Origin of the sequence: uncultured Ramlibacter sp. (assembly GCF_936925435.1) — a bacterium.
GTDB lineage: Bacteria > Pseudomonadota > Gammaproteobacteria > Burkholderiales > Burkholderiaceae_C > Ramlibacter.
This window is the reverse complement of the sequence record NZ_CAKZHQ010000045.1, coordinates 49,234-74,847: the sequence shown is the minus strand read 5'-3', so window position 1 is coordinate 74,847 and position 25,614 is coordinate 49,234. Positions and strand designations below refer to the sequence as shown.

General features: G+C 65.4%; 31 protein-coding genes and 2 tRNA genes. 8 read left to right on the top strand and 25 right to left on the bottom strand.

The window, feature by feature from the left end; genetic code table 11:
* Nucleotides 1-4 precede the first annotated feature (4 nt).
* The 5 genes from Q0632_RS17540 to Q0632_RS17520 form a co-directional block, all read right to left on the bottom strand.
* On the bottom strand, nucleotides 5-628 hold the full coding sequence (locus tag Q0632_RS17540) for a Crp/Fnr family transcriptional regulator (RefSeq protein ID WP_298932587.1): 624 nt from the start codon (nucleotides 626-628) through the stop codon (nucleotides 5-7).
* 11 nt (nucleotides 629-639) lie between these two features.
* A complete protein-coding gene (locus tag Q0632_RS17535) occupies nucleotides 640-1,242 on the bottom strand; it encodes an ABC-type transport auxiliary lipoprotein family protein (RefSeq protein ID WP_298932585.1) in 603 nt (200 codons plus the stop codon).
* 83 nt (nucleotides 1,243-1,325) lie between these two features.
* A complete protein-coding gene (locus tag Q0632_RS17530) occupies nucleotides 1,326-2,303 on the bottom strand; it encodes an MlaD family protein (RefSeq protein WP_298932583.1) in 978 nt (325 codons plus the stop codon).
* Nucleotides 2,304-2,322: 19 nt separating this feature from the next.
* The gene (locus tag Q0632_RS17525; protein WP_298932628.1) at nucleotides 2,323-3,099 is read right to left on the bottom strand and encodes an ABC transporter ATP-binding protein; all 777 of its coding nucleotides are present in this window, start codon (nucleotides 3,097-3,099) and stop codon (nucleotides 2,323-2,325) included.
* Between the two features lie 47 nt (nucleotides 3,100-3,146).
* The gene (locus Q0632_RS17520; RefSeq protein ID WP_298932581.1) at nucleotides 3,147-4,262 is read right to left on the bottom strand and encodes an ABC transporter permease; all 1,116 of its coding nucleotides are present in this window, start codon (nucleotides 4,260-4,262) and stop codon (nucleotides 3,147-3,149) included.
* Between the two features lie 111 nt (nucleotides 4,263-4,373).
* Here Q0632_RS17520 and Q0632_RS17515 point away from each other — a divergent pair, with 111 nt between their 5' ends.
* The 5 genes from Q0632_RS17515 (at nucleotide 4,374) to Q0632_RS17495 (ending at nucleotide 12,000) form a co-directional block, all read left to right on the top strand.
* Nucleotides 4,374-5,153: an enoyl-CoA hydratase/isomerase family protein gene (locus Q0632_RS17515; protein WP_298932579.1), complete on the top strand. Its 780-nt coding sequence runs from the start codon at nucleotides 4,374-4,376 to the stop codon at nucleotides 5,151-5,153.
* The gene (locus tag Q0632_RS17510) at nucleotides 5,153-6,934 is read left to right on the top strand and encodes an acyclic terpene utilization AtuA family protein (RefSeq protein WP_298932577.1); all 1,782 of its coding nucleotides are present in this window, start codon (nucleotides 5,153-5,155) and stop codon (nucleotides 6,932-6,934) included. Before Q0632_RS17515 ends, Q0632_RS17510 begins: the two co-directional genes overlap by 1 nt.
* Nucleotides 6,935-7,057: 123 nt before the next feature.
* Nucleotides 7,058-8,638 carry a DUF4214 domain-containing protein gene (locus Q0632_RS17505; protein ID WP_298932575.1) on the top strand — a complete coding sequence of 527 codons (1,581 nt, stop codon included), beginning with the start codon at nucleotides 7,058-7,060 and terminating at the stop codon, nucleotides 8,636-8,638.
* Nucleotides 8,639-8,734: 96 nt separating this feature from the next.
* Nucleotides 8,735-10,258, top strand: a complete 1,524-nt coding sequence (locus Q0632_RS17500) for a CoA-acylating methylmalonate-semialdehyde dehydrogenase (RefSeq protein WP_298932573.1) — start codon at nucleotides 8,735-8,737, stop codon at nucleotides 10,256-10,258.
* A 104-nt stretch (nucleotides 10,259-10,362) separates the two neighbouring features.
* On the top strand, nucleotides 10,363-12,000 hold the full coding sequence (locus Q0632_RS17495; RefSeq protein WP_298932571.1) for a GMC family oxidoreductase: 1,638 nt from the start codon (nucleotides 10,363-10,365) through the stop codon (nucleotides 11,998-12,000).
* Between the two features lie 12 nt (nucleotides 12,001-12,012).
* On the opposite strand, the gene Q0632_RS22390 is transcribed toward Q0632_RS17495, so the two are convergent.
* Both Q0632_RS22390 and Q0632_RS17485 read right to left on the bottom strand, forming a co-directional pair.
* Nucleotides 12,013-12,468 (bottom strand): hypothetical protein, encoded by a 456-nt coding sequence (locus Q0632_RS22390; protein ID WP_367181216.1) that lies wholly within the window; start codon nucleotides 12,466-12,468, stop codon nucleotides 12,013-12,015.
* A gap of 39 nt (nucleotides 12,469-12,507) precedes the next feature.
* Nucleotides 12,508-13,695, bottom strand: a complete 1,188-nt coding sequence (locus Q0632_RS17485; protein WP_298932626.1) for an ammonium transporter — start codon at nucleotides 13,693-13,695, stop codon at nucleotides 12,508-12,510.
* Nucleotides 13,696-14,309: 614 nt separating this feature from the next.
* Here Q0632_RS17485 and Q0632_RS17480 point away from each other — a divergent pair.
* Both Q0632_RS17480 and Q0632_RS17475 read left to right on the top strand, forming a co-directional pair.
* Nucleotides 14,310-15,068 carry a TSUP family transporter gene (locus Q0632_RS17480; RefSeq protein ID WP_298932569.1) on the top strand — a complete coding sequence of 253 codons (759 nt, stop codon included), beginning with the start codon at nucleotides 14,310-14,312 and terminating at the stop codon, nucleotides 15,066-15,068.
* A 42-nt stretch (nucleotides 15,069-15,110) separates the two neighbouring features.
* Entirely contained in the window at nucleotides 15,111-15,650 is a 540-nt protein-coding gene (locus Q0632_RS17475; protein WP_298932567.1) for a DUF2946 family protein, read from the top strand.
* 53 nt (nucleotides 15,651-15,703) lie between these two features.
* On the opposite strand, the gene Q0632_RS17470 is transcribed toward Q0632_RS17475, so the two are convergent.
* Nucleotides 15,704-16,573, bottom strand: a complete 870-nt coding sequence (locus tag Q0632_RS17470) for a c-type cytochrome (protein ID WP_298932565.1) — start codon at nucleotides 16,571-16,573, stop codon at nucleotides 15,704-15,706.
* A gap of 135 nt (nucleotides 16,574-16,708) precedes the next feature.
* Here Q0632_RS17470 and Q0632_RS17465 point away from each other — a divergent pair.
* Nucleotides 16,709-16,784: transfer RNA gene (locus Q0632_RS17465), tRNA-Arg, on the top strand.
* 513 nt (nucleotides 16,785-17,297) lie between these two features.
* Here the strand turns inward: Q0632_RS17465 and Q0632_RS17460 are convergent.
* The 17 genes from Q0632_RS17460 to rplE all read right to left on the bottom strand — a co-directional run bounded on the left by Q0632_RS17460 (nucleotide 17,298) and on the right by rplE (nucleotide 25,614).
* A tRNA-Met gene (locus Q0632_RS17460) sits at nucleotides 17,298-17,374 on the bottom strand.
* A 32-nt stretch (nucleotides 17,375-17,406) separates the two neighbouring features.
* Complete coding sequence (gene rplQ / locus Q0632_RS17455; protein WP_298932563.1) at nucleotides 17,407-17,799, bottom strand: 50S ribosomal protein L17; 393 nt, start codon at nucleotides 17,797-17,799, stop codon at nucleotides 17,407-17,409.
* Between the two features lie 63 nt (nucleotides 17,800-17,862).
* A complete protein-coding gene (gene rpoA, locus Q0632_RS17450) occupies nucleotides 17,863-18,852 on the bottom strand; it encodes a DNA-directed RNA polymerase subunit alpha (protein ID WP_172225501.1) in 990 nt (329 codons plus the stop codon).
* A 125-nt stretch (nucleotides 18,853-18,977) separates the two neighbouring features.
* The gene (gene rpsD / locus Q0632_RS17445; protein WP_298932556.1) at nucleotides 18,978-19,601 is read right to left on the bottom strand and encodes a 30S ribosomal protein S4; all 624 of its coding nucleotides are present in this window, start codon (nucleotides 19,599-19,601) and stop codon (nucleotides 18,978-18,980) included.
* A 117-nt stretch (nucleotides 19,602-19,718) separates the two neighbouring features.
* The gene (gene rpsK / locus Q0632_RS17440) at nucleotides 19,719-20,123 is read right to left on the bottom strand and encodes a 30S ribosomal protein S11 (RefSeq protein ID WP_298932555.1); all 405 of its coding nucleotides are present in this window, start codon (nucleotides 20,121-20,123) and stop codon (nucleotides 19,719-19,721) included.
* Nucleotides 20,124-20,141: 18 nt separating this feature from the next.
* Complete coding sequence (rpsM, locus tag Q0632_RS17435) at nucleotides 20,142-20,507, bottom strand: 30S ribosomal protein S13 (RefSeq protein WP_298932554.1); 366 nt, start codon at nucleotides 20,505-20,507, stop codon at nucleotides 20,142-20,144.
* Between the two features lie 23 nt (nucleotides 20,508-20,530).
* The gene (gene rpmJ / locus Q0632_RS17430) at nucleotides 20,531-20,644 is read right to left on the bottom strand and encodes a 50S ribosomal protein L36 (protein WP_011481465.1); all 114 of its coding nucleotides are present in this window, start codon (nucleotides 20,642-20,644) and stop codon (nucleotides 20,531-20,533) included.
* A gap of 27 nt (nucleotides 20,645-20,671) precedes the next feature.
* Nucleotides 20,672-20,890 (bottom strand): translation initiation factor IF-1, encoded by a 219-nt coding sequence (infA, locus tag Q0632_RS17425; RefSeq protein ID WP_012734373.1) that lies wholly within the window; start codon nucleotides 20,888-20,890, stop codon nucleotides 20,672-20,674.
* A gap of 5 nt (nucleotides 20,891-20,895) precedes the next feature.
* Nucleotides 20,896-22,215, bottom strand: coding sequence for a preprotein translocase subunit SecY (gene secY / locus Q0632_RS17420; RefSeq protein ID WP_298932552.1), 1,320 nt, complete (start codon nucleotides 22,213-22,215; stop codon nucleotides 20,896-20,898).
* Between the two features lie 26 nt (nucleotides 22,216-22,241).
* Nucleotides 22,242-22,673 (bottom strand): 50S ribosomal protein L15, encoded by a 432-nt coding sequence (gene rplO, locus Q0632_RS17415; RefSeq protein WP_298932550.1) that lies wholly within the window; start codon nucleotides 22,671-22,673, stop codon nucleotides 22,242-22,244.
* 7 nt (nucleotides 22,674-22,680) lie between these two features.
* Nucleotides 22,681-22,866, bottom strand: a complete 186-nt coding sequence (rpmD, locus tag Q0632_RS17410; RefSeq protein ID WP_298932548.1) for a 50S ribosomal protein L30 — start codon at nucleotides 22,864-22,866, stop codon at nucleotides 22,681-22,683.
* Nucleotides 22,867-22,879: 13 nt separating this feature from the next.
* Nucleotides 22,880-23,398: a 30S ribosomal protein S5 gene (gene rpsE, locus Q0632_RS17405; RefSeq protein ID WP_298932546.1), complete on the bottom strand. Its 519-nt coding sequence runs from the start codon at nucleotides 23,396-23,398 to the stop codon at nucleotides 22,880-22,882.
* An 18-nt stretch (nucleotides 23,399-23,416) separates the two neighbouring features.
* Nucleotides 23,417-23,782, bottom strand: a complete 366-nt coding sequence (gene rplR / locus Q0632_RS17400) for a 50S ribosomal protein L18 (RefSeq protein WP_298932544.1) — start codon at nucleotides 23,780-23,782, stop codon at nucleotides 23,417-23,419.
* 11 nt (nucleotides 23,783-23,793) lie between these two features.
* On the bottom strand, nucleotides 23,794-24,327 hold the full coding sequence (rplF, locus tag Q0632_RS17395; RefSeq protein WP_298932542.1) for a 50S ribosomal protein L6: 534 nt from the start codon (nucleotides 24,325-24,327) through the stop codon (nucleotides 23,794-23,796).
* 16 nt (nucleotides 24,328-24,343) lie between these two features.
* Complete coding sequence (gene rpsH, locus Q0632_RS17390) at nucleotides 24,344-24,739, bottom strand: 30S ribosomal protein S8 (protein WP_298932539.1); 396 nt, start codon at nucleotides 24,737-24,739, stop codon at nucleotides 24,344-24,346.
* A gap of 21 nt (nucleotides 24,740-24,760) precedes the next feature.
* The gene (gene rpsN, locus Q0632_RS17385) at nucleotides 24,761-25,066 is read right to left on the bottom strand and encodes a 30S ribosomal protein S14 (protein WP_298932537.1); all 306 of its coding nucleotides are present in this window, start codon (nucleotides 25,064-25,066) and stop codon (nucleotides 24,761-24,763) included.
* An 8-nt stretch (nucleotides 25,067-25,074) separates the two neighbouring features.
* Entirely contained in the window at nucleotides 25,075-25,614 is a 540-nt protein-coding gene (rplE, locus tag Q0632_RS17380; protein ID WP_298932535.1) for a 50S ribosomal protein L5, read from the bottom strand.

Here is a 25,614-nt window from a genome sequence, read left to right as displayed (position 1 = left end):
ACCTTCAGGTTTTTTGCAAGGCCTTGACCAGCTGGTTGCTGGTGTTGCGCAGGCGCTGGGCCAGCAACTGGGTGATCTTGACCAGCAGCTTGGCGCCCACGGCCGGGTGCTCGGTGATCAGGCCGGCGACGGCAGCGCGCGTCAGCACGGCGGCCTCCACCTCGGACAGCGCCCAGCAGCTTGCATAGCGCGGCTCGCCATCCAACATCGACATCTCGCCCAGCGCCGCGCCGGCCTTGAGCACGGCCAGCCGTGTGGTGTTGCCGGGCTCGTTGGCATCGATGGCGGCGCCGACCCGGCGCTTGCCCACGTCCACCGTGCCACTGAGCAGCAGCATCATCCAGTCGCTGGCCTCGTCCTCGGCGATCAGCACCTGGCCGGGTTTGGCGCGCACGCGCAGCATGGCCAGACCCAGGATGTCGGCCTCGGCCGGCGTGAAGTCCTGCAGCAGATCCGAGTCGCGCAGCAGCGTGCTCTGCTGCGACAGGCGCTCGCAGCAGCCGATGATCTCCAGGCCGGCGGCGCGCAGCTGCTCCAGCGCCGGGCGGCGCGGCGCGACGCTGGTCACCAGTTCGGCGGCGCCGACGGTGGAGCCAGTGTCTTCGGGATCGTGCGGGCTGTCAGCCATGGCCTGCGCTGTCAGCGCACCTGTTGCAGCCACTGGCCGATCTCGGTGGCGGCGGCATCGGTGGCGGCGGCCAGAGCGCGCACCCCGCCGGGCGCGTCGGCCGTGGCCGCGGGACTGCGTGCCACCACGCTGCGCTGGGCCAGCAGCTTTTCGCCGGCCGTGGTGTTCTCCAGCAGGGTGGCGCGCATGCGCACCAGGCCAAAGCTCTGGCTCGGGCTCTCGAACAGGTGGGAGAACTCCTCCAGCTCGATGTGCAGCACGCGCGGCAGCACGCCGCCCTCGCGCGCCAGCGACGCACTTTCGGCCGGGTTGAGCACGGCGCGCTCGCGACCCAGTTGCTCGCGCAGGCGCTGGCGCACCAGCTGCGGCGGCGGTGCGCTCCAGCGCGCCTGCGCGTAGGGCCGCAGCTGGTTGGCGTCGGCATAGGCCAGCCGGTAGAGCACGGCCGAGCCGTCCAGCGCGCCGGCGGCGTCGATCTCGGACAGCACCAGGGGCGCCAGCTGGCGCGTGGCGGCGGCCGGCGCGCTCGCGCCCGGGCCGAAGTCGTAGAGCGTGCGCTGCACCGGCTTGTCCACCAGGCCGGCGCAGCCGCCCAGCAGGCCCGCCAGCAGCAAAATGCAAACAAATTGGCCTCTAGTCCTCAGAAAATGGACCTGACGCGCTATTGATTTCATAGCAAGCGAAGACTTCAAGGGGTTCATCGGCTGGCTCCTGGCGGGGTGAAGCCGGACTCGCCCGGCCCGGGACTGACGCCGCCGGTGCCGAAGATCAGCGACTGCGGGTTGTCATTGATGCCGTTGACGGTACGGCTCAATTGCCGCACGGCGCGCGAGGTGTCTTCGGTGGCGCGGTTGATGCGCGGCAAGGTGGCGGCATTGAAGGCATCGGCGGCGTGCGACAAGGCCTGCGTGCCGTCGGCCAGCCGGTCGATCGGGCCGTCCTTCTCGTTCAGGCGTTTGGCGGTCTTGCCGATCTCGGAGACCGCCGTCCTGGCCTCGTCGGAGGTGCCGCGCACCGAGGCCAGCGTCGCGTCGAGGTTCTTGACCAGCGTGGGAATGCTGACCTTGTCGGGACCGAACTGCGCATTGAGGATGGCGGTGAGCGTGCTCGACAAGGTGTTGACGCTGGCGGCGGCCTGGCCGACGTTGTCCAGCGCCGTGGCCAGACGCTGCTGGTTGGGGTCGGCCAGGATCTTGTTCATGCGCGCCGTGATCTGTTCGACCTGGTCGAGGATGACCTCGCCCTTGGCGCTGATCTTGGACAACAGGCCAGGCTTGAGCGGGATGCGCGGCGGCACTTCATCGTTGGGCACCAGGCGCGGCGATGTCTTGCCACTGTCGTCCAGCTGCACGAAGGACAGGCCGGTCACGCCCTGGAAGCCCAGGGTGGCGAAGGTGTCCTCGGTGACGGGGGCCTCGCGCTCGATCTCCAGGCGCATGAGCACGTTGCCCTGCACCTTGGGATCGAAGCCCAGGGCCGCCACCTTGCCGACGTCGACGCCGCGGTAGCGCACCGGCGCCTGCGCCTGCAGGCCGGTGACGGTCTCGCGGGTGGAGATCTCGTAGATGTCGCGCTCGCCGGTGTCGCGTGTGAGCCAGGCGGCCAGCAGCACCAGCAGCGCGCTGAGCGCCACCACGAAGATGCCGGCGGCCATGGCATGGGCCTTGTTTTCCATGGAAGCTTCCTTCTGTGGGCTAGACGGCGAACGGGTACTCGCGCAGCAATTCCATTGCGCGCTGGCCCCGCTCTCCGAGGAAAAAATCGTGAACGAAAGGGTGCTGGAAAGCGATCACGTCGCGCGGCGCGCCGGTGACGATCACCTTCTGGTCGGCCAGCACGGCGATGCGGGTCGACAGCTCGTACAGGGTGTCCAGGTCGTGCGTGACCATGACCACCGTCAGCGCCAGGTCGCGGTGCAGCGAGCGCAGCAGGGTGACGAAGCCGTCCGAGCTGTCGGGGTCCAGCCCCGCCGTCGGCTCGTCCAGCAGCAGCAGGGGCGGGTCCATGATCAGGGCCCGCGCCAGCGCCACCCGCTTGATCATGCCGCCCGACAGGTCCGAGGGCGCCTTGTCGGCGTCCGCGGGCTTGAGGCCCACCATCTGCAGCTTGACCATGGCCGCCTCGCGCACCAGGGCCGGCGGCAGCGTCTTGAGCTCGCGCAGCGGGAAGGCGATGTTGTCCAGCACGCTGAAGGCCGAGAACAGGGCGCCGTGCTGGAACAGCATGCCGACCCGGCTGGCCGCGCCCTTGCTGCCCATTTTCTCGACCGGCTGGCCCAGCACCGCGATCTGGCCGCGGGTGGGCCGCTCCAGGCCCAGGATCTGGCGCAGCAGCACGGTCTTGCCGGTGCCCGAGCCGCCCACCAGCGAGACCACCTCACCTCGCTGCACGTTGAAATCCAGGTCCTTGTGCACCACGAAGCGCTTTTCCGGGCTGGTGAACACGGTCCACAGCTTGCGGATGTCCACCATGGGCGCGCCCTCGGCGGGGATGAAGTCCTCGGGCACAAGGTCGGCGCTCACAGCCCCACCTCCTTGAACAGCACGGCAAACAGGGCATCGACCAGGATCACCACCGTGATCGAGGTGACCACCGAAGCGGTCGTGCCCTCGCCCAGGCTCTGGGTGTTGGGCTTGACGCGCAGGCCGTAGTGGCAGGCGATCAGCGCGATCAGCACGCCGAACACCACCGACTTGCTGCTGGCCAGCGCCAGGTTGCCCAGGCTCACCGCCTCGGGCAGGGCCTTCATGAAGAAGGTCGGCGTGATGCCCAGCGAGACGTCGGCCGCCAGCATGCCGCCGGCCAGCGAGGCCAGCGTGGTCCACACGCTGATCAGCGGCATGGCGATGGCCAGGGCCATGGCGCGCGGCATCACCAGGCGGTAGCTGTGCGAGATGCCCATCACGCGCATGGCGTCGAGCTCCTCGGTCACGCGCATCACACCGATCTGCGCCGTGATGGCCGAGCCCGAGCGCCCGGCGATGAGGATGGCCGCCAGCATCGGGCCGAGTTCGCGGATCAGCGCGATGCCCAGGATGTTGACGATGTAGGCGTCGGCGCCGAACTGGCGCAGCTGCTGCGAGGTGAGATAGGCCAGCACCACGCCGATCAGGAAGCCGACCAGGGCGGTGATGGGCAAGGCGGTGGCGCCGATGCCCACCAGGTGGCCCGACAGGTCGCGCCAGGGGCCGTCCTGCGGCGCGCGCGCCAGCCGCACCAGGTTGAGCGCCAGCTGGCCGGTCAACCGGATGAAGAACTTCATCTGGTTGACGCCGTGCATCACGCGCGCGCCCAGGGCCAGGTAGTGCTCGCGCCAGCTGGTCTTGCGGGGCTGGGGCGGCGGCGCGGTGAACTGCGCCACCCGCTCGAGCACCGCGCGTTGCGCCGGCAGCAGCTCCAGGCTGGCCGGCCATGCGCGGCCCCAGTGGTCCCACAACAGCTGCGCACCCACGTGGTCCAGCTGGTCGGCTTCGCGCAGGTCCCAGGCCGCGCCGCCGGCCGCGACAAGGCTGGCTTCGAGCTGCTGCAGCAGGCGGGGCTGGGCGAACTGCGCCGCCGTCCACTGGCCCAGCACACGCGCACCGGCACCGTCGGACGCAGCTTGCTGCTCGAGGCGGGGCGTGGTTTCCGACATTGCGGGGGGCACTCCTGGAGATGAGCCGCCATCCTAACGGCTGAGCGCGGCAGTGGCTGTAGGAATGGGCGCCGGGGGTATAAACCAGCCATCCCCCAAGGAGACAGGGCAATGAGCGAGACGGCCGACGGCGAACTGCTGGTTGAACAACGCGGATCTGTGCTGTGGCTGACCATCCACCGCGAGGCGCGGCGCAATGCCATGAGCCATGCGGTCCTGGCCGGCATGGCCCAAGCCATCGCGGCTGCCCAGGCCAACCGGGCGCTGCGCGCCATCGTCATCACCGGCACCGGCAGCAAGGCCTTTTGCGCCGGCGCCGACCTGCAGTCGGCCCAGGCCTTCACCACCGACTACTCCGAGCCGCACGGCCACCTGGCCCAGCTGCTGCGCCAGGCCCGCTCCAGCAATGTGCCGCTGGTGGCCCGCGTCAACGGCGCCTGCATGGCCGGCGGCATGGGCCTGCTGGCCATGTGCGACATGGCGGTGGCGGCCAGCCATGCGGTCTTCGGCCTGCCCGAGGTCAAGGTCGGCGTCTTTCCGGCCCAGGTGCTGTCGGTGCTGCAGCACCTGATCCCGCGGCGCAAGCTGGCCGAGCTGTGCCTGACCGGCGAGCCGCTCACTTCGGCCCAGGCACTGGAGTTCGGCCTGGTCAACTACGTGGACGACGATGTCGACGCCAAGCTGGACTGGCTGCTGGCGCGCCTGCTGGACAAGTCGCCGGCCGCCATCCGCCGCGGCCTGTACACCATGAAGAAGATCGAGGCCATGGCCTTTGAGGAGTCCATGGCCTTCACCGAAAGCCAGATCGCCCTGTTCACCCTGACCGAAGACGCCAAAGAGGGTCAGGCCGCCTTCCAGGACAAGCGCCAACCGCAGTGGAAGGGTCAGTGATGGCCGGCAAGGTGGTCAGGATAGGAGGTGCTTCGGGCTTCTGGGGCGATAGCAGCGTGGGCGCGCCGCAGCTGGTGGCCCTGGGCCAGGTCGACTACCTGGTGTTCGACTACCTGGCCGAACTGACCATGTCCATCCTGGCGGCGGCGCGGGCCAGGAACCCGGAGCTGGGCTACGCCACGGACTTCGTCAGCGTCACGCTGCGCGCCATCCTGAAGGACGCACTGGCCCAAGGCATCCGCATCGTCAGCAACGCCGGCGGCGTCAACCCGCAGGCCTGCGCCCGCGCCATCGAGGCCCTGGCGGCCGAACAGGGCCTGGCGGTGAAGATCGCCGTGGTGCTGGGCGACGACGTGATGCCACTGCTGTCGCAGTTGCGCGGCGAGGATGTGCGCGAAATGCAAAGCGGCGCCGCCCTGCCGGACAAGCTGCTCACCGCCAATGCCTACCTGGGCGCGCGGCCAGTCAAGCAGGCGCTGGACAGCGGCGCGCAGATCGTGGTCACCGGCCGCTGCGTGGACAGCGCCGTCACCCTGGGTACGCTGATGCACGAGTTCGGCTGGCAGGCCGACGACTACGATCGCCTGGCCCAGGGCAGCCTGGCCGGCCACATCATCGAATGCGGCTGCCAGGCCACCGGCGGCCTGCACACAGACTGGCAGGATGTGCCCGACTGGGCGCACATCGGCTATCCGGTGATCGAATGCCACGCCGACGGCAGCTTCGTGGCCACCAAGCCCGAGGGCACGGGCGGCCTGGTCAACACCGCCGTGATCGCCGAGCAGATGCTCTACGAGATCGGTGACCCGCGCCGCTACCTGCTGCCCGACGTGGTCTGCGACTTCAGCCAGGTGAGGCTGCAATCCGATGGCGCACAGCGCGTCCTGGTGCAGGGTGCGCGCGGTCTGCCGCCCGGCCCGGCCTACAAGGTCTGCGCCACCTGGATGGACGGCTTTCGCTGCACGGCGCAGCTGACCATCGTCGGCCTGGATGCGGCGGCCAAGGCCAGGCGCACCGGCGAGGCCATCCTGGAGCGCACGCGCGAGCTGTTCGCGCAGCAGGGCCTGGCCGATTACAGCCGCAGCCTGATCGAGGTGCTGGGCTCCGAGGCCGGCAACTTCGGCCCGCAGGCGCGCGGCCTGGCCGTGCGCGAAGCCGTGCTGCACCTGGCCGTGATGCATGCGCAGAAAGCGGCGCTGGAGCTGTTCGCCCGCGAGATCGCAGCGGCGGGCACCAGCTGGTCGCCCGGCACCACCGGCGCCGCCGGCCGGCCCAGCCCCGCGCCCTGCATCCGCCAGTTCGCCTTCCTGCTGGACAAGCGCCGCCTGCAGTCCACCCTCCTGCTCGATGGGCAGGAAGTTCAATTGGGGTCAGATTCCAATTTCGCTGCATCAGCGCAGACCAGCGGCGCGTTAGCTGCCGACCCGGCGCCCTCGGGACCAGCGCTCACCGCCACCGGCGAGACCGTGCCGCTGATCGCGCTGGCCTACGCCCGCTCCGGCGACAAGGGCAATATCTCCAACATCGGCGTCATCGCCCGCCGGCCCGAGTGGTTGCCGCTGCTGCGCGCCGAACTCACCGAGGAGCGCGTCGCCACCTGGCTGGCGCACCTGGTCCAGGGCAAGGTCAGGCGCTATGACCTGCCCGGCATCCATGCCATGAACTTCGTCTGCGAGCAGGCGCTCGATGGCGGCGGCATGGCCTCGCTGCGCAACGATGCGCTGGGCAAAGGCATGGCCCAGATCCTGTTAACAATTCCGATACGCAAACCTGGCAACTAAAGCACAGCTTTTCGCTCCATTCCAGCGATATGCAAAGGTAGAGCTAGCGCCTAAATTCCATGCATCAGCCAGCGCCCTTTCCCGGGGTGCGGCCCCTTGGCAGAAGGACCACAGAGGCGTGCGATGCAGGGCTCCCAAGATGACCACACGAACAGCGCGCTGCTCGCCGGCAGCCGCTGGGGCGACGGGTCGGGCAAGACAGTCCTGAGCTACTCGTTCGCCGATGCCGATTCGCGCTACACCGACGCTGCGCGCCTGTTCGACGCAACGCGCAGCAGCTTCAGTGCCGCGGACCAGGCCACCACGCGCAGCGTGCTGGCCGCCATCTCGCAGGTTTGCAATCTGGACTTCGTCGAGGTGACCGAGGCAGGCGGCAGCCCGGGCACCCTGCGCTTTGCCTACTCGGCCTATCCCAACCAGTTGGGCTATGCAGGCTTCGGCTACTTCCCTTCCGCGCTTGAAACCGGCGGCGACGTGTGGATCGGCCTGGACCAGGCCGATCCACAATGGGCCCAGTACCGTCCCTTTCTCATCCTGCACGAGACGCTGCACGCCATCGGCCTGAAGCATCCAGCCGATGCCAGCAGCACCATGGCCACTACGGTAATGAGCTACGCGGCGACGCCGGGCAGCCACAGCGGCGCCTTGTCGTCCTATCCGGCGCAGCCCATGCCGGCCGACGTCGCGGCTTTGCAAGCCCTGTATGGCGCCGCCGCGCACAACCCGGGCGACACGCGCTACGACTTGAGCGGGCCGCAATGGCAGACCTTTTGCTCGCTGTGGGACTCCAGCGGCATCGACACTCTGGACGCGACGGCCTGCCGCCAGGGCGTCACGCTGGACCTGCAAGCCGGTGCCCGCAGCGACGTGGGTGCGAGCGTCATTGCGTTCAACTATTCCGGCGCCGCCGGCGACTGGCGCTACGAGCAGTCCGTCTACACAGACACCCTGGCGATCTGCGCGGGCTGCGCCATCGAGAACGCGGCGGGATCGGCCTTCGACGATGTGTTGCTGGGCAACGGGGCGGACAACATCCTCGATGGCGGGGCAGGCGACGACCATCTCGACGGCCGCGGCGGCAACGACGTACTGCGTGGCGGGTCGGGCAAGGACATCTTCAAGGTGTCCAGCGGCAACAACCGCATCGACGGCGAGGCCGGCCATGACACAGTGGTCTTCCTGGGCCAGCGCTCGGCCTATCGCATCGAGGAAGCGTCGGGCCAGGCCAAGGTGGTTTGCCTGGCCGACGGCAGCGTGACGGGCCTGACCCACATCGAACGGGTGGAATTTTCGGACGCCGTGCTGGCGACCCAGGCCGGGCCGGACGTGCTGCCCACCGGCAGCGCGGGCCAAGCCATTCGCCTGTACCGCGCCGCGCTCGACCGCATGCCCGACGCCTCCGGCCTGACCTACCAGACCCAGGCGCTGGAAAGCGGCACGAGCTTGCGCGACATGGCCAGCCAGTTCATGGCCAGCGCCGAATTCAACACGCGTTTCGGCCAACCGGGGAACGCCGAGTTCGTGCGCAGCCTCTACCGCAATGTCTTCGATCGCGATCCCGACGCGCAAGGACTGGCCTTCCATCTGGGCCACCTGGAGTCCGGCGCCGCAGCACGGGCCGACCTGCTGGTGGCCTTTTCGGAGTCCCCGGAGAACCAGGCCGCGCTGGTCGGACTGGGACAGGCCAGCTTGTCCCAGGTCTGAGCCATCCGGCCGGAGCACCCTGCGCCACGCGGGGTCTTCGCCGCTTTTTGCCACAATGCGGCTTTCACACCAAGCATTGCGCTTGCAGGATCCCCCATGAGCACAGCATCCATCAGCCACTTCATCGCCGGCCGCGTGGTCGCCGGCACCTCTGGCCGCAGCCAGGACGTCTTCAACCCGGCCACCGGCGCGGTCAGCGGCCAGGTGGCTTTGGCCAACGCCTCCGAGGTCGCTGCCGCCGTGGCCGCCGCCCAGGCCGCCTTCCCCGCCTGGGCCGACACCCCGCCCATCCGCCGTGCCCGCGTCATGTTCAAGTTCCTGGAACTGCTGAACCAGAAAAAGGACGACCTGGCCCGGGCCATCACCGCCGAACACGGCAAGGTCTTCACCGACGCCCAGGGCGAAGTCACCCGCGGCATCGACATCGTGGAGTTCGCCTGCGGCATTCCGCAATTGCTCAAGGGCGATTACACCGACCAGGTCTCCACCGGCATCGACAACTGGACCATGCGCCAGCCCCTGGGTGTGGTGGCCGGTATCACCCCCTTCAACTTCCCGGTGATGGTGCCCATGTGGATGTACCCGGTGGCCATTGCCGCGGGCAACTGCTTCATCCTCAAGCCCAGCCCGCTGGACCCCACCGCGTCGCTGATGATGGCCGAGCTCTTGAAGCAGGCCGGCCTGCCCGATGGCGTGTTCAACGTCGTCCAGGGCGACAAGGAGGCGGTGGACGCCCTCTTGGAGCATCCCGATGTGAAGGCCATCTCCTTCGTCGGCTCCACTCCAATCGCCCAGAAGATCTACGAGACCGGCGCCCGCCACGGCAAACGTGTGCAAGCCCTGGGCGGGGCCAAGAACCACATGGTGGTGATGCCCGATGCCGACATGGAGCAGGCGGTTGACGCCCTGATCGGTTCGGCCTTCGGCTCGGCCGGCGAACGCTGCATGGCCATCTCGGTGGGGGTGTTGGTGGGCGATGCGGCCGACAGGATCCTGCCCATGCTGGCCCAGCGCACCCAGGAGCTCAAGATCAAGAACGGGGTCGAGCTGGACGCCGAGATGGGGCCCATCGTCAGTGCGGCGGCGGCCAGCCGCATCACCGGCTACATCGGCCAGGGCGAATCGGAAGGCGCCAAGCTGGTGGTCGACGGCCGCAAGTTCCAGGCGGCCAAGGCCGGCGTCGGCTCGAACATCGACACGTCGGGCGGCTTCTGGGTCGGCGGCACCCTGTTTGACAACGTCACGCCGGACATGAAGATCTACAAGGAAGAAATCTTCGGACCGGTGCTCGGCTGCGTGCGCGTCAAGGACCTGGCGGCGGCCACCGAACTGATCAACAGCCATGAGTTCGGCAACGGCGTGTCCTGCTTCACCCGGGACGGCAATGTGGCGCGGGAATTCAGCCGCAGGGTGCAGGTGGGCATGGTCGGAATCAATGTGCCGATTCCCGTGCCCATGGCCTGGCACGGCTTTGGCGGCTGGAAGAAGAGCCTGTTCGGCGACATGCACGCCTATGGCGAAGAAGGCGTGCGTTTCTACACCAAGCAGAAGTCCATCATGCAAAGGTGGCCGGAAAGTATAGGTAAAGGTGCTGAGTTCGTAATGCCGACAGCGAAATAGACTCACCCCCGAAGCGGCTGTCGCCGCCTCCCCCTCAAGGGGGCGCAACCAGCGGCCCGGCCAAGCCTGTCCGCGGTTGCCCTGGAAGAAAACAAAAGGCGGGCATGAGCGATACGAGTTTCGACTACATCATCATCGGCGGCGGTACGGCCGGTTGCCTCCTGGCCAACCGCCTGTCCGCCGATGCCTCCAAACGGGTGCTGCTCATCGAAGCCGGACGGCGCGACGACTACCACTGGATCCACATTCCGGTGGGCTACCTGTATTGCATCGGCAATCCGCGCACGGACTGGCTCTACAACACCGAACCGGACGCCGGCCTGAACGGCCGGCAGCTGCGCTACCCGCGCGGCAAGACGCTGGGTGGTTGCTCCAGCATCAACGGCATGATCTACATGCGCGGCCAGGCGCGCGACTACGACCAGTGGGCCCAGCTCACCGGCGATGCCAACTGGACCTGGTCCAACTGCCTGCCCGCCTTCAAGCAGCATGAGGACCACTACAAGGGCGCGGACGGCCTGCATGGCGCGGGCGGCGAATGGCGGGTGGAAAAGCAACGCCTGCGCTGGGACATCCTGGACGCCTTCGCCCAGGCCGCGCAGGAGGCAGGCATCCCGCACAGCGAGGACTTCAACCGCGGCGACAACGAGGGCGTGGGCTACTTCCAGGTCAACCAGAAGAACGGCTGGCGCTGGAACACCGCCAAGGCCTTTCTGCGGCCCACCTGCTACGGCCGGCCCAACTTCGAGATGTGGACCTCGGCCCATGTCCAGAAACTGCTGCTCGAACAGCAGCCGGACGGCACGCAGCGCTGCACCGGGGTCCTGGTGCACGACGGCCACGAGCTGGTGACGGCAACAGCCGAAGGCGAAGTTCTGCTGTGCGCGGGCAGCATCGGCTCGCCGCAGCTTCTGCAGCTCTCGGGCATCGGCCCGGCGGCCCTGCTGCAACGCCATGGCATCCCGGTGCTGCAGGACCTGCCGGGCGTCGGCGCCAACCTGCAAGACCATCTGCAGATCCGTTCGGTCTACAAGGTCAACGGCGTGGCCACGCTCAACACCATGGCCAGCAGCTGGCTGGGCAAGGCCAAGATCGGTCTGGAGTACGCGCTCAAGCGCAGCGGGCCGATGAGCATGGCGCCCTCGCAGCTGGGCGCTTTCACGCGCAGCACACCCGACAGGCTGCATCCCAACATCGAGTACCACGTGCAACCGCTGAGTCTGGATGCCTTCGGTGAGCCCCTGCACGGCTTCAATGCCTTCACCGCCAGCGTCTGCAACCTCAACCCGACCAGCCGCGGCAGCGTGCAGATCCGCAGCAACAAGCCCGAGGACGCTCCGGCGATTGCGCCAAACTACCTGAGCACGGCGGAGGACCGCCAGGTGGCGGCAGATTCTCTGCGTGTGACGCGCCGCATCGTCGCCCAGCCGGCGCTGGCGCGTTTCGCGCCGCAGGAATGGAAACCGGGCACGCAGTTCGAAAGCGACGAGGAACTGGCCCGATTGGCCGGCGACATCGCCACCACCATCTTCCATCCGGTGGGCACGACCAAGATGGGCCGCGACGACGACCCCATGGCGGTGCTCGATTCGCAGATGCGGGTACGCGGGATCGCAGGCCTGCGGGTGGTCGACGCGGGCGCCATGCCCACCATCACCAGCGGCAACACCAATTCGCCGACACTGATGATGGCCGAGAAGGCCGCCGACTGGGTGCGGGCCGCCGCGCGCCGCCCGGCCTGAGCGCGTGCAAAATCAGCGGATACCGCCGACATAGCGCGGCGCATTGGGATCGCGCGGCTTGCGCACGCGATCCGGGCCCACCATGGTGGAGTCGGCAAAACCCGACTCGCCAAACACCGACTGGCCAAAGCCGCTGGCCGAGGGTTCAGACGCGGGGGCGGGGGCGGCTACCGCAGCTTGGCCTTGCGGCGGCACCGCGTGGCGCTCACGCACCATCTGCATCGCGCTTTGCGCCAGCGGCTGCTTGCCTGCCGGCTTGCCCTCCAGCATCGCGCGCTCGAGCTTGTCGGCCCATTCCGCCAGGTCCGGATGACCGTCCTCGGCCGCCTTGGCGCGCGAGAAGCGGATGATCTCCAGCGCGTACTCCCGGTTGCCCGCCAGCCATTCGGTGTCGGTCACCCGTCCTGTCTTGCGCCTGAGCAGGACGTGCAGGTGGGCGGCGATCGCAAGTTTCTCGCTAACAAGCATGGCGAAACTCCTTCAAATGGACCTCGCGCCCATGGGCGCTCAACCTCCCAGGCGCTCCCTGTGTTGCGCGATGTCCAGGCCGGTGAGCTCGCTTTGCTCGTCGACCCGCAAGCCGACGATGACCTTGGTCACGAGCAGCAGCAGCGCCGTCATGACCAGGCTGTAGGCGGCAACGGCTGCAACACCGATCAACTGCGTGAGCACGCTGCCCTCCACGCCGGAAATGCTCTTGCTCGCCAGCAGGCCCGTCAACAGGGAGCCGACGATGCCACCGATGCCGTGGACGCCGAAGACGTCCAGCGAATCATCGGCGCGCAGCAGGCGCTTGAGGGCCGTCGCGCCCCAATAGCAGGCAACGCCGGCAACTGCACCGATCACGAGCGCCGACGTCGGCGACACGAATCCCGCTGCGGGCGTGATGGCCACCAGGCCCGCGACCAGACCGGAGCACAGCCCCAGCAGCGACGGGCGGCCGCGCACCACCCACTCGCCGAACATCCAGGACATGGCGCCGGCGGAAGCGGCGATGTGGGTGACCGCCATGGCCAGGCCGGCGCGGCCATCGGCCGCCACGGCCGAACCGGCGTTGAAGCCGAACCAGCCCACCCAGAGCATGCCCGCGCCGGCCATGGTCAGGCCCAGGCTGTAGGGCTCAAAGGGCTCGCGCCCATAGCCGCGGCGCGGCCCCAGGAAATAGGCGCAGACCAGGCCCGAGACACCGGCGTTGATGTGCACCACCGAGCCGCCGGCAAAGTCCAGCGCACCGAGTTGCGCCAGCCAGCCGCCCGGCTCCCAGACCCAATGTGCGATCGGCGCATAGACTACAAGCGACCACATGCTGATGAACCAGAGCAGGGCCGAGAACTTCATCCGCTCCACCAAGGAGCCGACCACCAGAGCCGCCGTGATGATGGCAAAACTCAGCTGGTACATCGCGTACACCGACTCGGGGATATTGGGCGCCACGTGGCTGACCATCACCTTGCCCGCGTCCTTCAGGTAGTCCAGGCCGCTGAACCACATCCGGCTGCCGTTGCCCAGGAAGCTGCTGCCCGGCGTGAAGGCCATCGAGTAGCCCGCCGCGAACCACAACAGGCTGATCAGACCGGCGATGGCCACCACACTGGCCATGGTGTTGAGCACGCTTTTCTTGCGCACCATGCCGGCGTAGAACAGGGCGATGCCGGGCAGCGTCATCAGCAGCACGAGGGCCGTGGACGTCATCATCCATGCGGTGTCGGCACCATTGAGGCTGGACTGGGCGACCAGTGTGGGGCGTGTGAGTGCGGGTGCAACGACCGCTTCGGGTGCGGCGGCGGGGGCCGCTGTCACAGGCGCAGCGGCTGGCGTGGGGGCCGGCACGGCAACCGCCGCAGACGGCGCCGCCTCGCTCTGGGGTGGCGGGGCACTCTGTGCCAGCACGGCCCCGTTCAACGCAATCCAGAGTCCGACAACCAACGCAAAGTGACGCCCACCTGCCTGCATGCCTGTTCCTTTTTATGACCCAACGCCAAGGGGCGACGCATAACTCATGCCATGGCAATGCACGGGTGCTTGATCCGTCCACGGCGCGGGGCGGGAAAGTCCCGATGCACTGGCAGGGTGCGGCCCACTACATTGGCTGCACTCGCAAACAAGGCCGCGTGCCTGTTGCAGGCGAGGGACCGAGGAGACAATTTCCAGAACACCACAAGAATTCAAGGCATTGACCGATGCCGTTTGACAAAGGCGCCGTACCCCGGCGCCTTTTATTTTTTCAGCGTAATCTGCCTGTACCCCCCGTCAATCCTTCTTGATTCGCTACGAATTTCATAGCGATCGCGAATGCGACAATCGACGCCATGGAATTGCTGCTGGTGTCGCTGGCCTCGCTGCTGGCCGGATTTGTCGATGCGATCGTGGGTGGCGGCGGCCTGATTCTGGTGCCCGCGCTATTCGCGATCTTTCCCAATACCCATCCGGCCACCCTGTTCGGCATCAACAAGAGCGCCTCCATCTGGGGCACGGCCATCGCGGCCCTGCAATACAGCCGGCGCGTCGACCTGAACTGGCGTGCACTGCTGCCGGCCGCACTGGCCGGTTTGCTGGGCTCCTTTGCCGGCGCCTGGACCGTGACCGTGGTGTCCCCCGAATTCCTGCGCAAGCTGCTGCCCGTCGTCTTGCTGGGCGTGCTGGCCTACACCCTGGCGCGCAAGGATCTTGGCCGCCACCACATGCCCCGCTTGTCCGGCCGTGCAGAAGTGCTGGCGGCCAGCAGCATCGGTCTGGCCCTGGGTTTCTACGACGGATTCTTCGGGCCGGGCACAGGGAGCTTCTTTGTCTTTCTGTTCGTGCGCTGGCTGGGCTACGACTTCCTCCATGCCTCGGCCAGCGCCAAGCTGCTGAACACCGCGACCAATCTGGCGGCCCTGGTGCTCTTCGCGCTCAAGGGCCATGTGTGGTGGCACTATGCGCTGTCCCTGGCCGTCGCCAACGTGCTGGGCAGCCTGCTGGGCACGCATCTGGCGCTCAAGCACGGGGCGGCTTTCGTGCGCGTGGCTTTCATCGTGGTGGTGTCGGCATTGATTCTCAAGACAGGCTACGACGCCTTCCTGCGCTGACGGGCAGCCCCGTGCCAGTGCACAGCGCCGGATAATCCGGCCATGGATGACATTGTTCGCCAGGCCATCGCCAAGTGGCCCAACGTCCCTGATTGCTACGGCTGGCTGGGCCTCGATGCGCGCGGCAACTGGTACATGCGTGACGACCGCACCCAGGCCGCCGGGCCTTTCCCGCACAGCCGTGGCTCGGTGCTGCGCCACGACAAGCTCATCGAGTTCATCGGGCGCAACTACGAAGCCGATGCGCAGGGCCGCTGGTACTTCCAGAACGGGCCGCAGCGCGTGTATGTGGAACTGGAAGCCACGCCCCTGGTGTGGCGCCTGGAGATGGACCTTGCCGTGACCTCCCACACCGGCCGCCCGGCCCAGGTGCAGCGCTGCCTTCTCGATGAAAACGGCTTGCTCTATCTGGAGACGGACACCGGCTTTGGCCTTGTCCACACGCTGGATGTGGCCTTGGCGGCGCAGGCCATCGAGCAGGGCCTGTGGTCCGCGCCCGAGGACGTGCTTGCGGCCTCGCTGCCGGCGCGCTTTGGCTTCATGCGCAGCCCGATTGCCGGGCAGGCAGCCCCGAGCGCCTGACAAAGAAAAAGCCGGTCAACGACCGGCTTTTTTCTTGCGCTGGGCGAAGCCTCTTACTTGACGGCCTTGACCATGTAGTCCACCGCTGCGTGCACGTCAGCGTCGGAAGCGGCGCTGCCGCCCTTCGGAGGCATGGCGCCTTTGCCCTTGATGACAGACTGCACCAGCTGCGGCACACCAGCGGCCAGGCGCGGGCCCCAGGCGGCCTTGTCGCCGAATTTGGGTGCGTTGGCCACACCAGTGGCGTGGCAGGCGACGCAGGCCTGCTTGTAAAGCGCCTCGCCGGCACCGGCTGCGGCAACTGCGGCGACCGGGGCTGCAGCAGGGGTTGCGGCCGCCGAAGCAGCTGCCGTTGCTGCTGCGGGTGCAGCGGAAGCGTCGGCGGCAACGGCGGGGCGTTGCGGTTCGGCAAACTTGCCGCCTGCACTGTTGGCCATGTAGACAGCAGCGCGCGCAATCTCGAGATCGTCGAAATCACCACCGCTCTGGGCCGGCATGGCGCCCTTGCCCTTGAGAGCCGAGTGCACCAGAGCTTCCAGGCCGCTGCCCAGGCGCGCAGCCCAGGCCGCTGCGTCGCCCAGTTTGGGAGCGCCGGCGGCGCCGGTGCTATGGCAGGTTGTGCACTGGGCCTTGAACACCTCTTCACCGGTCTTAAGCGCCCGGTTGGCATCGCGGATTTCCACGGTGCCGACCTTCTGGATGCGCACGTTCACGCCCTTGCCCACATCCTGGGTGTTCAAGCCGCCCAGGGCATAGCTTGCCTCGTGGGCACTGCCCGCCGGCTTGGTGTCGGACACGACGTAAAACACCAGTCCGATGATGGCGAAGACCGGGACGACGAACGAAAAAAACACCGCCAGCAGAAGTTGCTTGGGGGTCTTGATCGGGCCTGTGTGGGCTTCTTCCTGGGTGCTGTCGCTCATGGCGTCCTCAAATATTGCGGGGGCTTGGAAATCAACCTTAGATTATAGCCAGGGGGCGAGGGCTGTCCGCGTGAGCACAAGAGCATCAGAGAACGCTGTCCGCATGAGGGATAATGCGGCTCGCCTCGCAAAGATGCGGCTGTAGCTCAGTGGATAGAGTATTGGCCTCCGAAGCCAAGGGTCGTGGGTTCGATCCCCGCCAGCCGCACCATTTTCCCCCGTCGGATCCGCCCTCACACGGGCCCGCGCTCAGCCACGCGGCTGTTGAAAGTCAGCGGCCCTGTGACACGAGGTCACCGCAGGGCGCGGGATCTGCATTCACCATCGCGCCCCTTCGAGCTACGCCGCACCTGGATCGTCACTGCCTCGGAGGGCCGCGCCCTCGAACAGGCGCAGCACCGAGCCTTGCGCCGAGCCTCCACCACCTTGCCGATTGAGAAGATCAAGATCTGGCGCTCATGGGCGCCAGGGAGGCCCCGTCCGCCCCGCGCCCAAGAGTAGGCTTGACGCGAGCGGCCAGCTTGGGTGCAGTCGCCGCGCGTTGCGTGCGAAACAATTCAGTGAAGGGCCTTGGGGGGAAAGATCCCGGTTGAAGCAAGCTGGCCTGATGTTCGCCCAGCGACGACTGCGCAGCCCGCAGGACTGCCGGCACTTGTCGAAAAAAAGCCAAAAAAAACGCCCACAATTTGTGGGCGTTGTCGCGAGCGAAAATCGCTCAAAGATTTGGTTGCGCGAGCAAGATTTGAACTTGCGACCTTTGGGTTATGAGCCCAACGAGCTACCAGGCTGCTCCATCGCGCGTCAGTGTTTTGATTATACGCTACGCAGACTGCTTATTCCGCAGCAGGAGCATCTGTTTCCAGAATTTCGGGCCGGTCCACCAGCTCGACCAGGGCCATGGGCGCGTTGTCACCAACGCGGAAGCCCATCTTCAGGATGCGCGTGTAGCCACCGGGACGGGCCTTGTAGCGCGGGCCGAGCTCGGCGAAGAGCTTGACCACGATGTCGCGATCGCGCAGGCGGTTGAATGCCAGGCGCTTGTTCGCAAGCGTGGGCTCTTTCGCCAGCGTGATCATGGGTTCCACAACGCGGCGCAGTTCCTTGGCCTTGGGGACCGTGGTCTTGATGACTTCGTGATCGAGCAGCGAAACCATCATGTTGCGCAGCATGGCGAGGCGGTGCTCGCTGGTGCGGTTGAGTTTACGGAGGCCGTGGCCGTGACGCATGGTGTGTTCCTTTCCTTATCTAAAACGCAGCCGTGTCAGGTACTGCGAGTTCACCAATGTTGATTAACGCTTGTCGAGGCCGGCGGGAGGCCAGCTCTCGAGCTTCATGCCGAGCGTGAGACCACGCGAGGCAAGAACTTCCTTGATTTCGTTGAGCGACTTGCGACCCAGGTTCGGGGTCTTAAGCAGCTCGTTCTCGGTGCGCTGGATCAGGTCACCGATGTAATAGATGTTCTCGGCCTTCAGGCAGTTGGCGGAGCGCACCGTCAGTTCGAGTTCGTCCACCGGGCGCAGCAGGATCGGATCGAACTGCTGCGAGCTGCGCTGCACCGGAGCGTCGAAGGCGGCGAGTTCGCTGCCCTCGAGCTGGGCGAACACAGCCAGCTGTTCCACCAGAATCTTGGCCGAGGCGCGCACTGCGTCCTCTGCCGTGATGGCGCCATTGGTCTCGATCTCGACAACCAGCTTGTCCAGATCGGTGCGCTGCTCGACACGGGCGCTTTCGACGGTGTAGCTGACGCGCTTGACCGGCGAGAACGAAGCGTCCAGCACGATGCGGCCAATCGACTTGGTCGGCTCATCGGCGTAGCGGCGCATCGTGCCCGGCACATAACCGCGGCCCTTTTCGACCTTGATCTGCATGTCGATCTTGCCGCCTTGCGACAGATGGGCGATCACGTGGTCGGGGTTGATGATCTCGACGTCGTGCGGCGTCTGGATGTCGGCGGCCGTGACAACGCCTTCGCCGTCCTTGCGCAGGCTCAGCGTGACTTCATCGCGGTTGTGCAGCTTGAACACAACGCCCTTGAGGTTCAGCAGGATGCTGACGACGTCTTCCTGGACACCGTCGATCGACGAGTACTCGTGCAGAACACCGGCGATCGTGACTTCGGTTGCGGAATAACCCACCATCGAGGACAGCAGAACGCGGCGCAGGGCATTGCCCAGCGTATGGCCGTAACCACGCTCGAACGGCTCCAGCGTCACCTTGGCACGGTTCGTACCAAGCTGTTCCACATTGATGGCTTTGGGTTTCAGCAGGTTGGTTTGCATGCAGGACTTCCTCTCAATACCCCCGGCTCGTTACACCGGTAAGGCTGGTGAAGTGCCCGGCCGGGATGCCGGCAGGGAACGGAAAAATCAGGTACGGGCCAGCAAAGCAGGCACGTATCGTCTGCTTATCGGGAATACAGTTCGACGATCAGCGACTCGTTGATGTCGGCCGCGAATTCGTCGCGATCCGGCACCTTCTTGAAGACGCCTTCGGCCTTGTCGGCATTGACGTCCACCCAGGCCGGGATGCCGACCTGCTTGGCCAGCTCGAGCGCCTCGACGATGCGGTTCTGCTTCTTGGACTTGTCGCGAACGGCAATCACGTCACCGGTCTTGACCAGGTAGGACGGGATGTTCACGGGGTTGCCGTTGACGGTGATCGCCTTGTGCGATACCAGCTGGCGGGCTTCTGCGCGCGTGGAGCCGAAACCCATGCGGTACACCACGTTGTCCAGGCGACTTTCCAGGATGAACAGCAGGTTGGCGCCGGTGTTGCCCTTGCGGCGATCGGCTTCTTCGAAGTAGCGGCGGAACTGGCGCTCCAGGATGCCGTACATGCGCTTGACCTTCTGCTTTTCGCGCAGCTGCAGGCCGAAGTCGGAAGTACGTTGGCCCGAAGTACGGCCATGCTGGCCGGGCTTGGAGTCGAACTTGGACTTGTCCGCAATCGAGCGACGTGCGCTCTTGAGGAACAGGTCCGTGCCTTCACGGCGGGAGAGTTTGGCCTTGGGGCCGAGGTAGCGTGCCACTTTGTTTCCTTTACATCATCTGCCGCAGCCTGTTGCTGCGGGAGCCGTCGCCCTGAGGGGGTGGCGGCGGTGGGCTTGGTTAGAAATCAGGTCAACCGACTCTGATCGCGGTCGCGATCAGATCCGACGACGTTTTTGCGGGCGGCAGCCGTTGTGCGGCACGGGCGTGACATCAGCGATCGAATTGATGCGGATGCCCAGCGCGGCCAACGCGCGGACCGACGATTCACGGCCAGGACCAGGACCCTTGATCTCGACGTCGAGATTCTTGATGCCCTGCTCGATGGCAGCACGACCGGCGACTTCAGATGCGACCTGGGCGGCGAAGGGCGTCGACTTGCGCGAACCCTTGAAACCCTGGCCACCCGAAGATGCCCACGACAGGGCGTTGCCCTGGCGGTCGGTGATCGTGATGATGGTGTTGTTGAAGGAAGCATGCACGTGAGCGACACCGTCGGACACGTTCTTGCGGACCTTCTTGCGCACTCGCTGCGCTGCGTTATTGGCGGGAGCTTTTGCCATGACGATTCTCTTTCCCGGTTATTTCTTGAGGGCCTGAGCGGCCTTGCGCGGACCCTTGCGGGTACGGGCATTGGTGCGCGTACGCTGACCGCGCATCGGCAGGCCGCGGCGATGGCGGAAACCACGGTAGCAACCAATGTCCATCAAACGCTTGATGTTCATGGTCGTTTCGCGGCGCAGGTCACCCTCGATCGTGATGTTCGCGATCTGATCGCGAATCTTCTCGAGGTCACCGTCCGTCAGGTCCTTGACCTTCTTGGAGTAGGGAATGCCCGTGGCTTCGCAAATCTTGCGAGCGCGCGTGCGGCCGATGCCGAAGATCGCCGTCAGGCCAATCTCGGCGTGTTGATGCGGCGGAATATTGATGCCAGCGATACGTGCCATGTTCGTCCTCTATAACTCTATGCTCAGCCTTGGCGCTGCTTGTGACGCGGATCCGTGCAGATCACGCGAACAACGCCCTTGCGGCGGATGATCTTGCAGTTGCGGCAAATTTTCTTGACCGAAGCCGAAACTCTCATTTGCAGTTCTCCTAAAACTCTTTGCGCTTACTTGGCGCGGAACACAATTCGTGCCCGCGACAAGTCGTAGGGCGTCAATTCAACCGTGACCTTGTCACCAGGGAGGATGCGGATGTAATGCATCCGCATCTTTCCCGAAATATGCCCGAGCACTACGTGCCCGTTTTCCAGCTTCACGCGGAAAGTCGCGTTCGGCAGGTTTTCCACAACTTCACCCTGCATCTGGATGACATCGTCTTTCGCCATGTCTCTCAGCCGCCGAGTGATGTCTTGAAGTTAGCCTTTTTAAGCAGCGATTCGTATTGCTGCGACATCAAATAATTCTGCACCTGGGCCATGAAGTCCATCGTCACGACCACGATGATCAGCAAGGACGTTCCACCGAAATAGAACGGCACGTTGTACTTCAGGATCAGAAACTCGGGCAGCAGGCAGACAAAAGTGATGTACACCGCACCGGCCAGCGTCAGCCGGATAAGGATCTTGTCGATGTACCGCGCCGTCTGGTCACCCGGGCGGATGCCTGGAATGAATGCACCGCTCTTTTTCAGGTTGTCCGCCGTCTCCCGGCTGTTGAACACCAAAGCCGTATAGAAGAAGCAGAAGAACACGATCGCGCTGGCATACAGCATGACGTAAATCGGCTGGCCCGGCGTCAGCATGCCCGCGATGTCCTTGAGCCAGCGCATGGCATCACCTGTGCTGAACCAACTCACCACGGTGGCGGGCAGCAGGATGATCGACGAGGCGAAGATCGGCGGGATCACACCAGCCATGTTCAGCTTCAGCGGCAGATGCGACGACTGGCCGCCGTAAACCTTGTTGCCGACCTGGCGCCTGGCGTAGTTCACCAGGATCTTGCGCTGACCACGCTCGACGAATACCACGAAGTAGGTCACGAGCCCCACCAAGGCGACGATGAACACGGCAGCCAGGATGCTCATCGCACCGGTACGCACCAGCTCCAGCAGACCACCCACAGCGCTGGGCAAGCCAGCGGCGATGCCCGCAAAGATCAGGATGGAGATACCGTTGCCCAGGCCGCGCTCGGTGATCTGCTCGCCCAGCCACATCAGGAACATGGTGCCTGCCGTCAGGCTGACAACCGCCGTCATTCGAAAGCCAAAGCCGGGGTTGAGCACCAAGCCAGCCGAGCCTTCCAGCGCCATGGCAATCCCCAGCGACTGGAAGAGGGCCAGGCCCAGCGTGCCATAGCGGGTGTACTGCGTGATCTTGCGACGGCCGGACTCGCCCTCTTTCTTCAGTTGCTCGAACGTCGGAACGACGTACGTCAGCAGCTGCATGATGATCGAGGCCGAGATGTACGGCATGATGCCCAGCGCGAACACCGTGAAGCGCGACAGCGCACCGCCGGAGAACATGTTGAACAGGCTCAGGATCCCGCCCTGCTGACCCTTGAACAGGGATTGCAGCTGGTTCGGATCGATGCCCGGCACAGGAATGTGCGCGCCCACGCGGTAAACCACCAGCGCGAGCAGCAAGAAGACCAGCCGGCGACGCAGGTCGCCGAACTTGCCGGTCTTTGCAATTTGGGCTGCGCTAGTGGCCACGCGAGTCGTCCTTCAATCCAGACAAATCAGGCAACACTGCCGCCGGCTGCCTCGATGGCAGCCTTGGCGCCGGCGGTTGCGCCGATGCCATTGAGCTTGACAGCGATCTTGATCTCGCCGGTCTTGATGACCTTGACGACCTTGATCATCTGGCCCACGAGGCCAGCCTGCTTCAGCGACAGCAGATCGACTTCCGCCGCGCCCAGGAGTTCCAACGAGGTCAGAGAGACTTCGGCGTTGAACTGGAGCAAGTGCGACTTGAAGCCACGCTTGGGCAGACGGCGCTGCAGCGGCATCTGGCCGCCTTCGAAGCCAACCTTGTGGTAGCCGCCCGAACGCGACTTCTGACCTTTGTGGCCACGACCTGCGGTCTTGCCCAGGCCAGAACCAATGCCGCGACCGACGCGACGCTTGGCGTGCTTTGCGCCCGCTGCGGGCTTGATGCCATTCAATTGCATAAATGCCTCAGAGGACCTTGACCAGGTAACTGATCTTGTTGATCATGCCGCGCACTGCGGGGGTGTCCTGCAGTTCGCTCACGCTGTTGAGCTTGCGCAGACCCAGACCACGGACCGTCGCGCGATGCGACTCCTTGGTGCCGATGGGGCTGCGAACCAGCTGGACCTTGACGGTTTGTTCTTGGGTGGCCATGTCTGTGCTCCTGTCAGGCGAAGATGTCTTCGACCGACTTGCCGCGCTTGGCTGCAACTTCCGCCGGGGTGGTGGAATTCTTCAGCGCATCGAAGGTGGCGCGAACCATGTTGTACGGGTTGCTCGAACCGTGGCTCTTGGCCACGATGTCGGTGATGCCCATGACTTCGAAAACGGCACGCATCGGGCCGCCGGCGATGATGCCGGTACCCTTGGGCGCCGGGCCCATCTGAACACGTGCAGCGCCATGCTGGCCGAACACGTTGTGCTGGAGGGCACCGTTCTTCAGGGTCACCTTGGTCATGTTGCGGCGGGCCTCTTCCATGGCCTTCTGCACCGCAGCCGGCACTTCCTTGGACTTGCCCTTGCCCATGCCCACGCGGCCTTCGCCGTCGCCCACCACGGTCAGTGCGGCAAAACCGAGAATCCGGCCGCCTTTAACCACTTTGGTGACGCGATTGATCGCGATCATCTTCTCGCGCAGGCCGTCTTCCGGACCGTCGCCTTGCGTCTTCGCTTGAAATTTAGCCATGTTAAATCCCCGTGTCCGTTAGAACTGCAAGCCGGCTTCGCGCGCTGCGTCGGCCAAAGCCTTGACGCGGCCGTGGTACGCAAAACCTGCACGGTCGAATGCCACCTTCTCGACGCCGGCAGCCTTGGCCTTCTCGGCGATCAGCTTGCCGACCTGCTGGGCAGCGGCGGTGTTGCCCCCCTTGCCCGAGCCGCCGAGCGACTTGCGAAGATCGGCCTGGGCCGTCGACACAGTGGCCAGCACCTTGGCGCCGTCGCCGGAGATCACGGTGGCGTAGATGTGCAGATTGGTGCGGTTCACCGTCAGGCGCGCGACGCCCTGTGTGGCGATCCGGATGCGGGTCTGGCGCGAACGACGCAGACGTTGCTCTTTTTTGGTCAACATGATGCTGCCCCTTACTTCTTCTTGGTCTCTTTGATCGTGATCTTCTCGTCCGCGTAGCGGATGCCTTTGCCCTTGTAGGGCTCGGGCGGACGGATCGCACGAATCTCAGCGGCCACCTGGCCCACGCGCTGGCGGTCAGCACCCTTGATCACGACTTCCGTCGGGGTCGGGGTTGCAACCGTGATGCCCGCGGGCATGTCCTTGTTGACGGGGTGCGAGTAGCCCACCGTCAGATTCAGCTTCGCGCCCTGGGCCTGGGCCTTGTAGCCCACACCGACCAGGCTGAGCTTCTTCTCGAAGCCCTTGGTCACACCAACCACCATGTTGTTCACCAGCTGACGCATGGTGCCACTCATGGCATTGGCTTCGCGCGAATCGTTGGCCGGCTCAAAACTGAGCTTGCCATCCTTGTTGACGATCTTGACCAGCGCGTTCTGGGTCAGCAGCAGCGTGCCGCCGGCGCCCTTGATGCTGATCTGATCGTCCTTGATCGCCACGTCCACGCCTTGCGGGACGGCGACAGGCATTTTTCCTACTCGGGACATTTTTCTGCTCCTCCCTTTAGGCCACGTAGCACAGGACTTCGCCACCGACACCGGTAGCGCGAGCCTTGCGGTCCGTCATCACGCCCTGGGGCGTGGTGACAATCGCCACACCCAGGCCGTTCATGACCTGCGGAATGGCATCGCGGCCCTTGTAGACGCGCAGACCAGGACGGCTGACGCGCTCAATGCGCTCGATGACCGGACGGCCAGCGTAGTACTTCAGGGCGATTTCGAGTTCGGACTTGCCGGCTTCGGTCTTGACCTGGAAGCCGTCGATGTAGCCCTCATCCTTCAGCACCTGGGCGATGGCAACCTTCACTTTGGAGGAAGGCACCGAAACCGTCGGCTTGGCCACCATCTGCGCGTTGCGGATGCGGGTCAGCAGGTCGGCAATGGGATCACTCATGCTCATGTTCTGTCTCTCCTGCCTGGCTTACCAGCTGGCCTTGATGACGCCCGGGATGTCGCCTGCAAATGCAAGCTCACGGACCTTGTGGCGCACCAGGCCGAATTGGCGGAAGGTGCCGCGGCCGCGGCCGGTGATTGCGCAGCGGTTACGCTGACGCGTCGGATTGGCGTTGCGCGGGAGCTTCTGCAGGCCCAGACGGGCGGCAGCACGCTCTTCCTCGCTCTTCTTGAGGTCGCTGGCAATCGCCTTGAGTTCCGCGTGTTTCTTCGCGTACTTGGCGACCAGTTTGTCTCGCTTGAGCTCGCGCTCGATCAAAGCTACTTTAGCCACACGACACCTCAGTTCTTGAACGGGAAACGGAAGCCAGCGAGCAGTGCCTTGCACTCTTCGTCGGTCTGGGCCGTTGTGGTGATGCTGATATTGAGACCGCGCAGGGCGTCGACCTTGTCGTACTCGATCTCAGGGAAAATGATCTGCTCTTTCACGCCGATGTTGTAGTTGCCACGGCCGTCGAAAGCGCGACCGGAGATGCCGCGGAAGTCACGCACACGGGGCAGGGCCACGGTGACGAAACGGTCCAGGAACTCATACATCTTGATGCCGCGCAGCGTCACCATCGTGCCGATGGCCTGGCCTTCGCGGATCTTGAAACCGGCGATAGCCTTCTTGGCCTTGGTCACGACGGGCTTCTGGCCGGCGATCTTGGTCAGGTCGCCCACGGCGTTGTCCATGACCTTCTTGTCGGCGACGGCCTCCGAGACACCCATATTCAGGGTGATCTTGGTCAGGCGCGGAACCTGCATCGGCGACTTGTAGCCGAACTTCTCGGTCAGTTCGGGAACGATCTTTTCGCGGTAATGTTGTTGAAGACGTGCCAT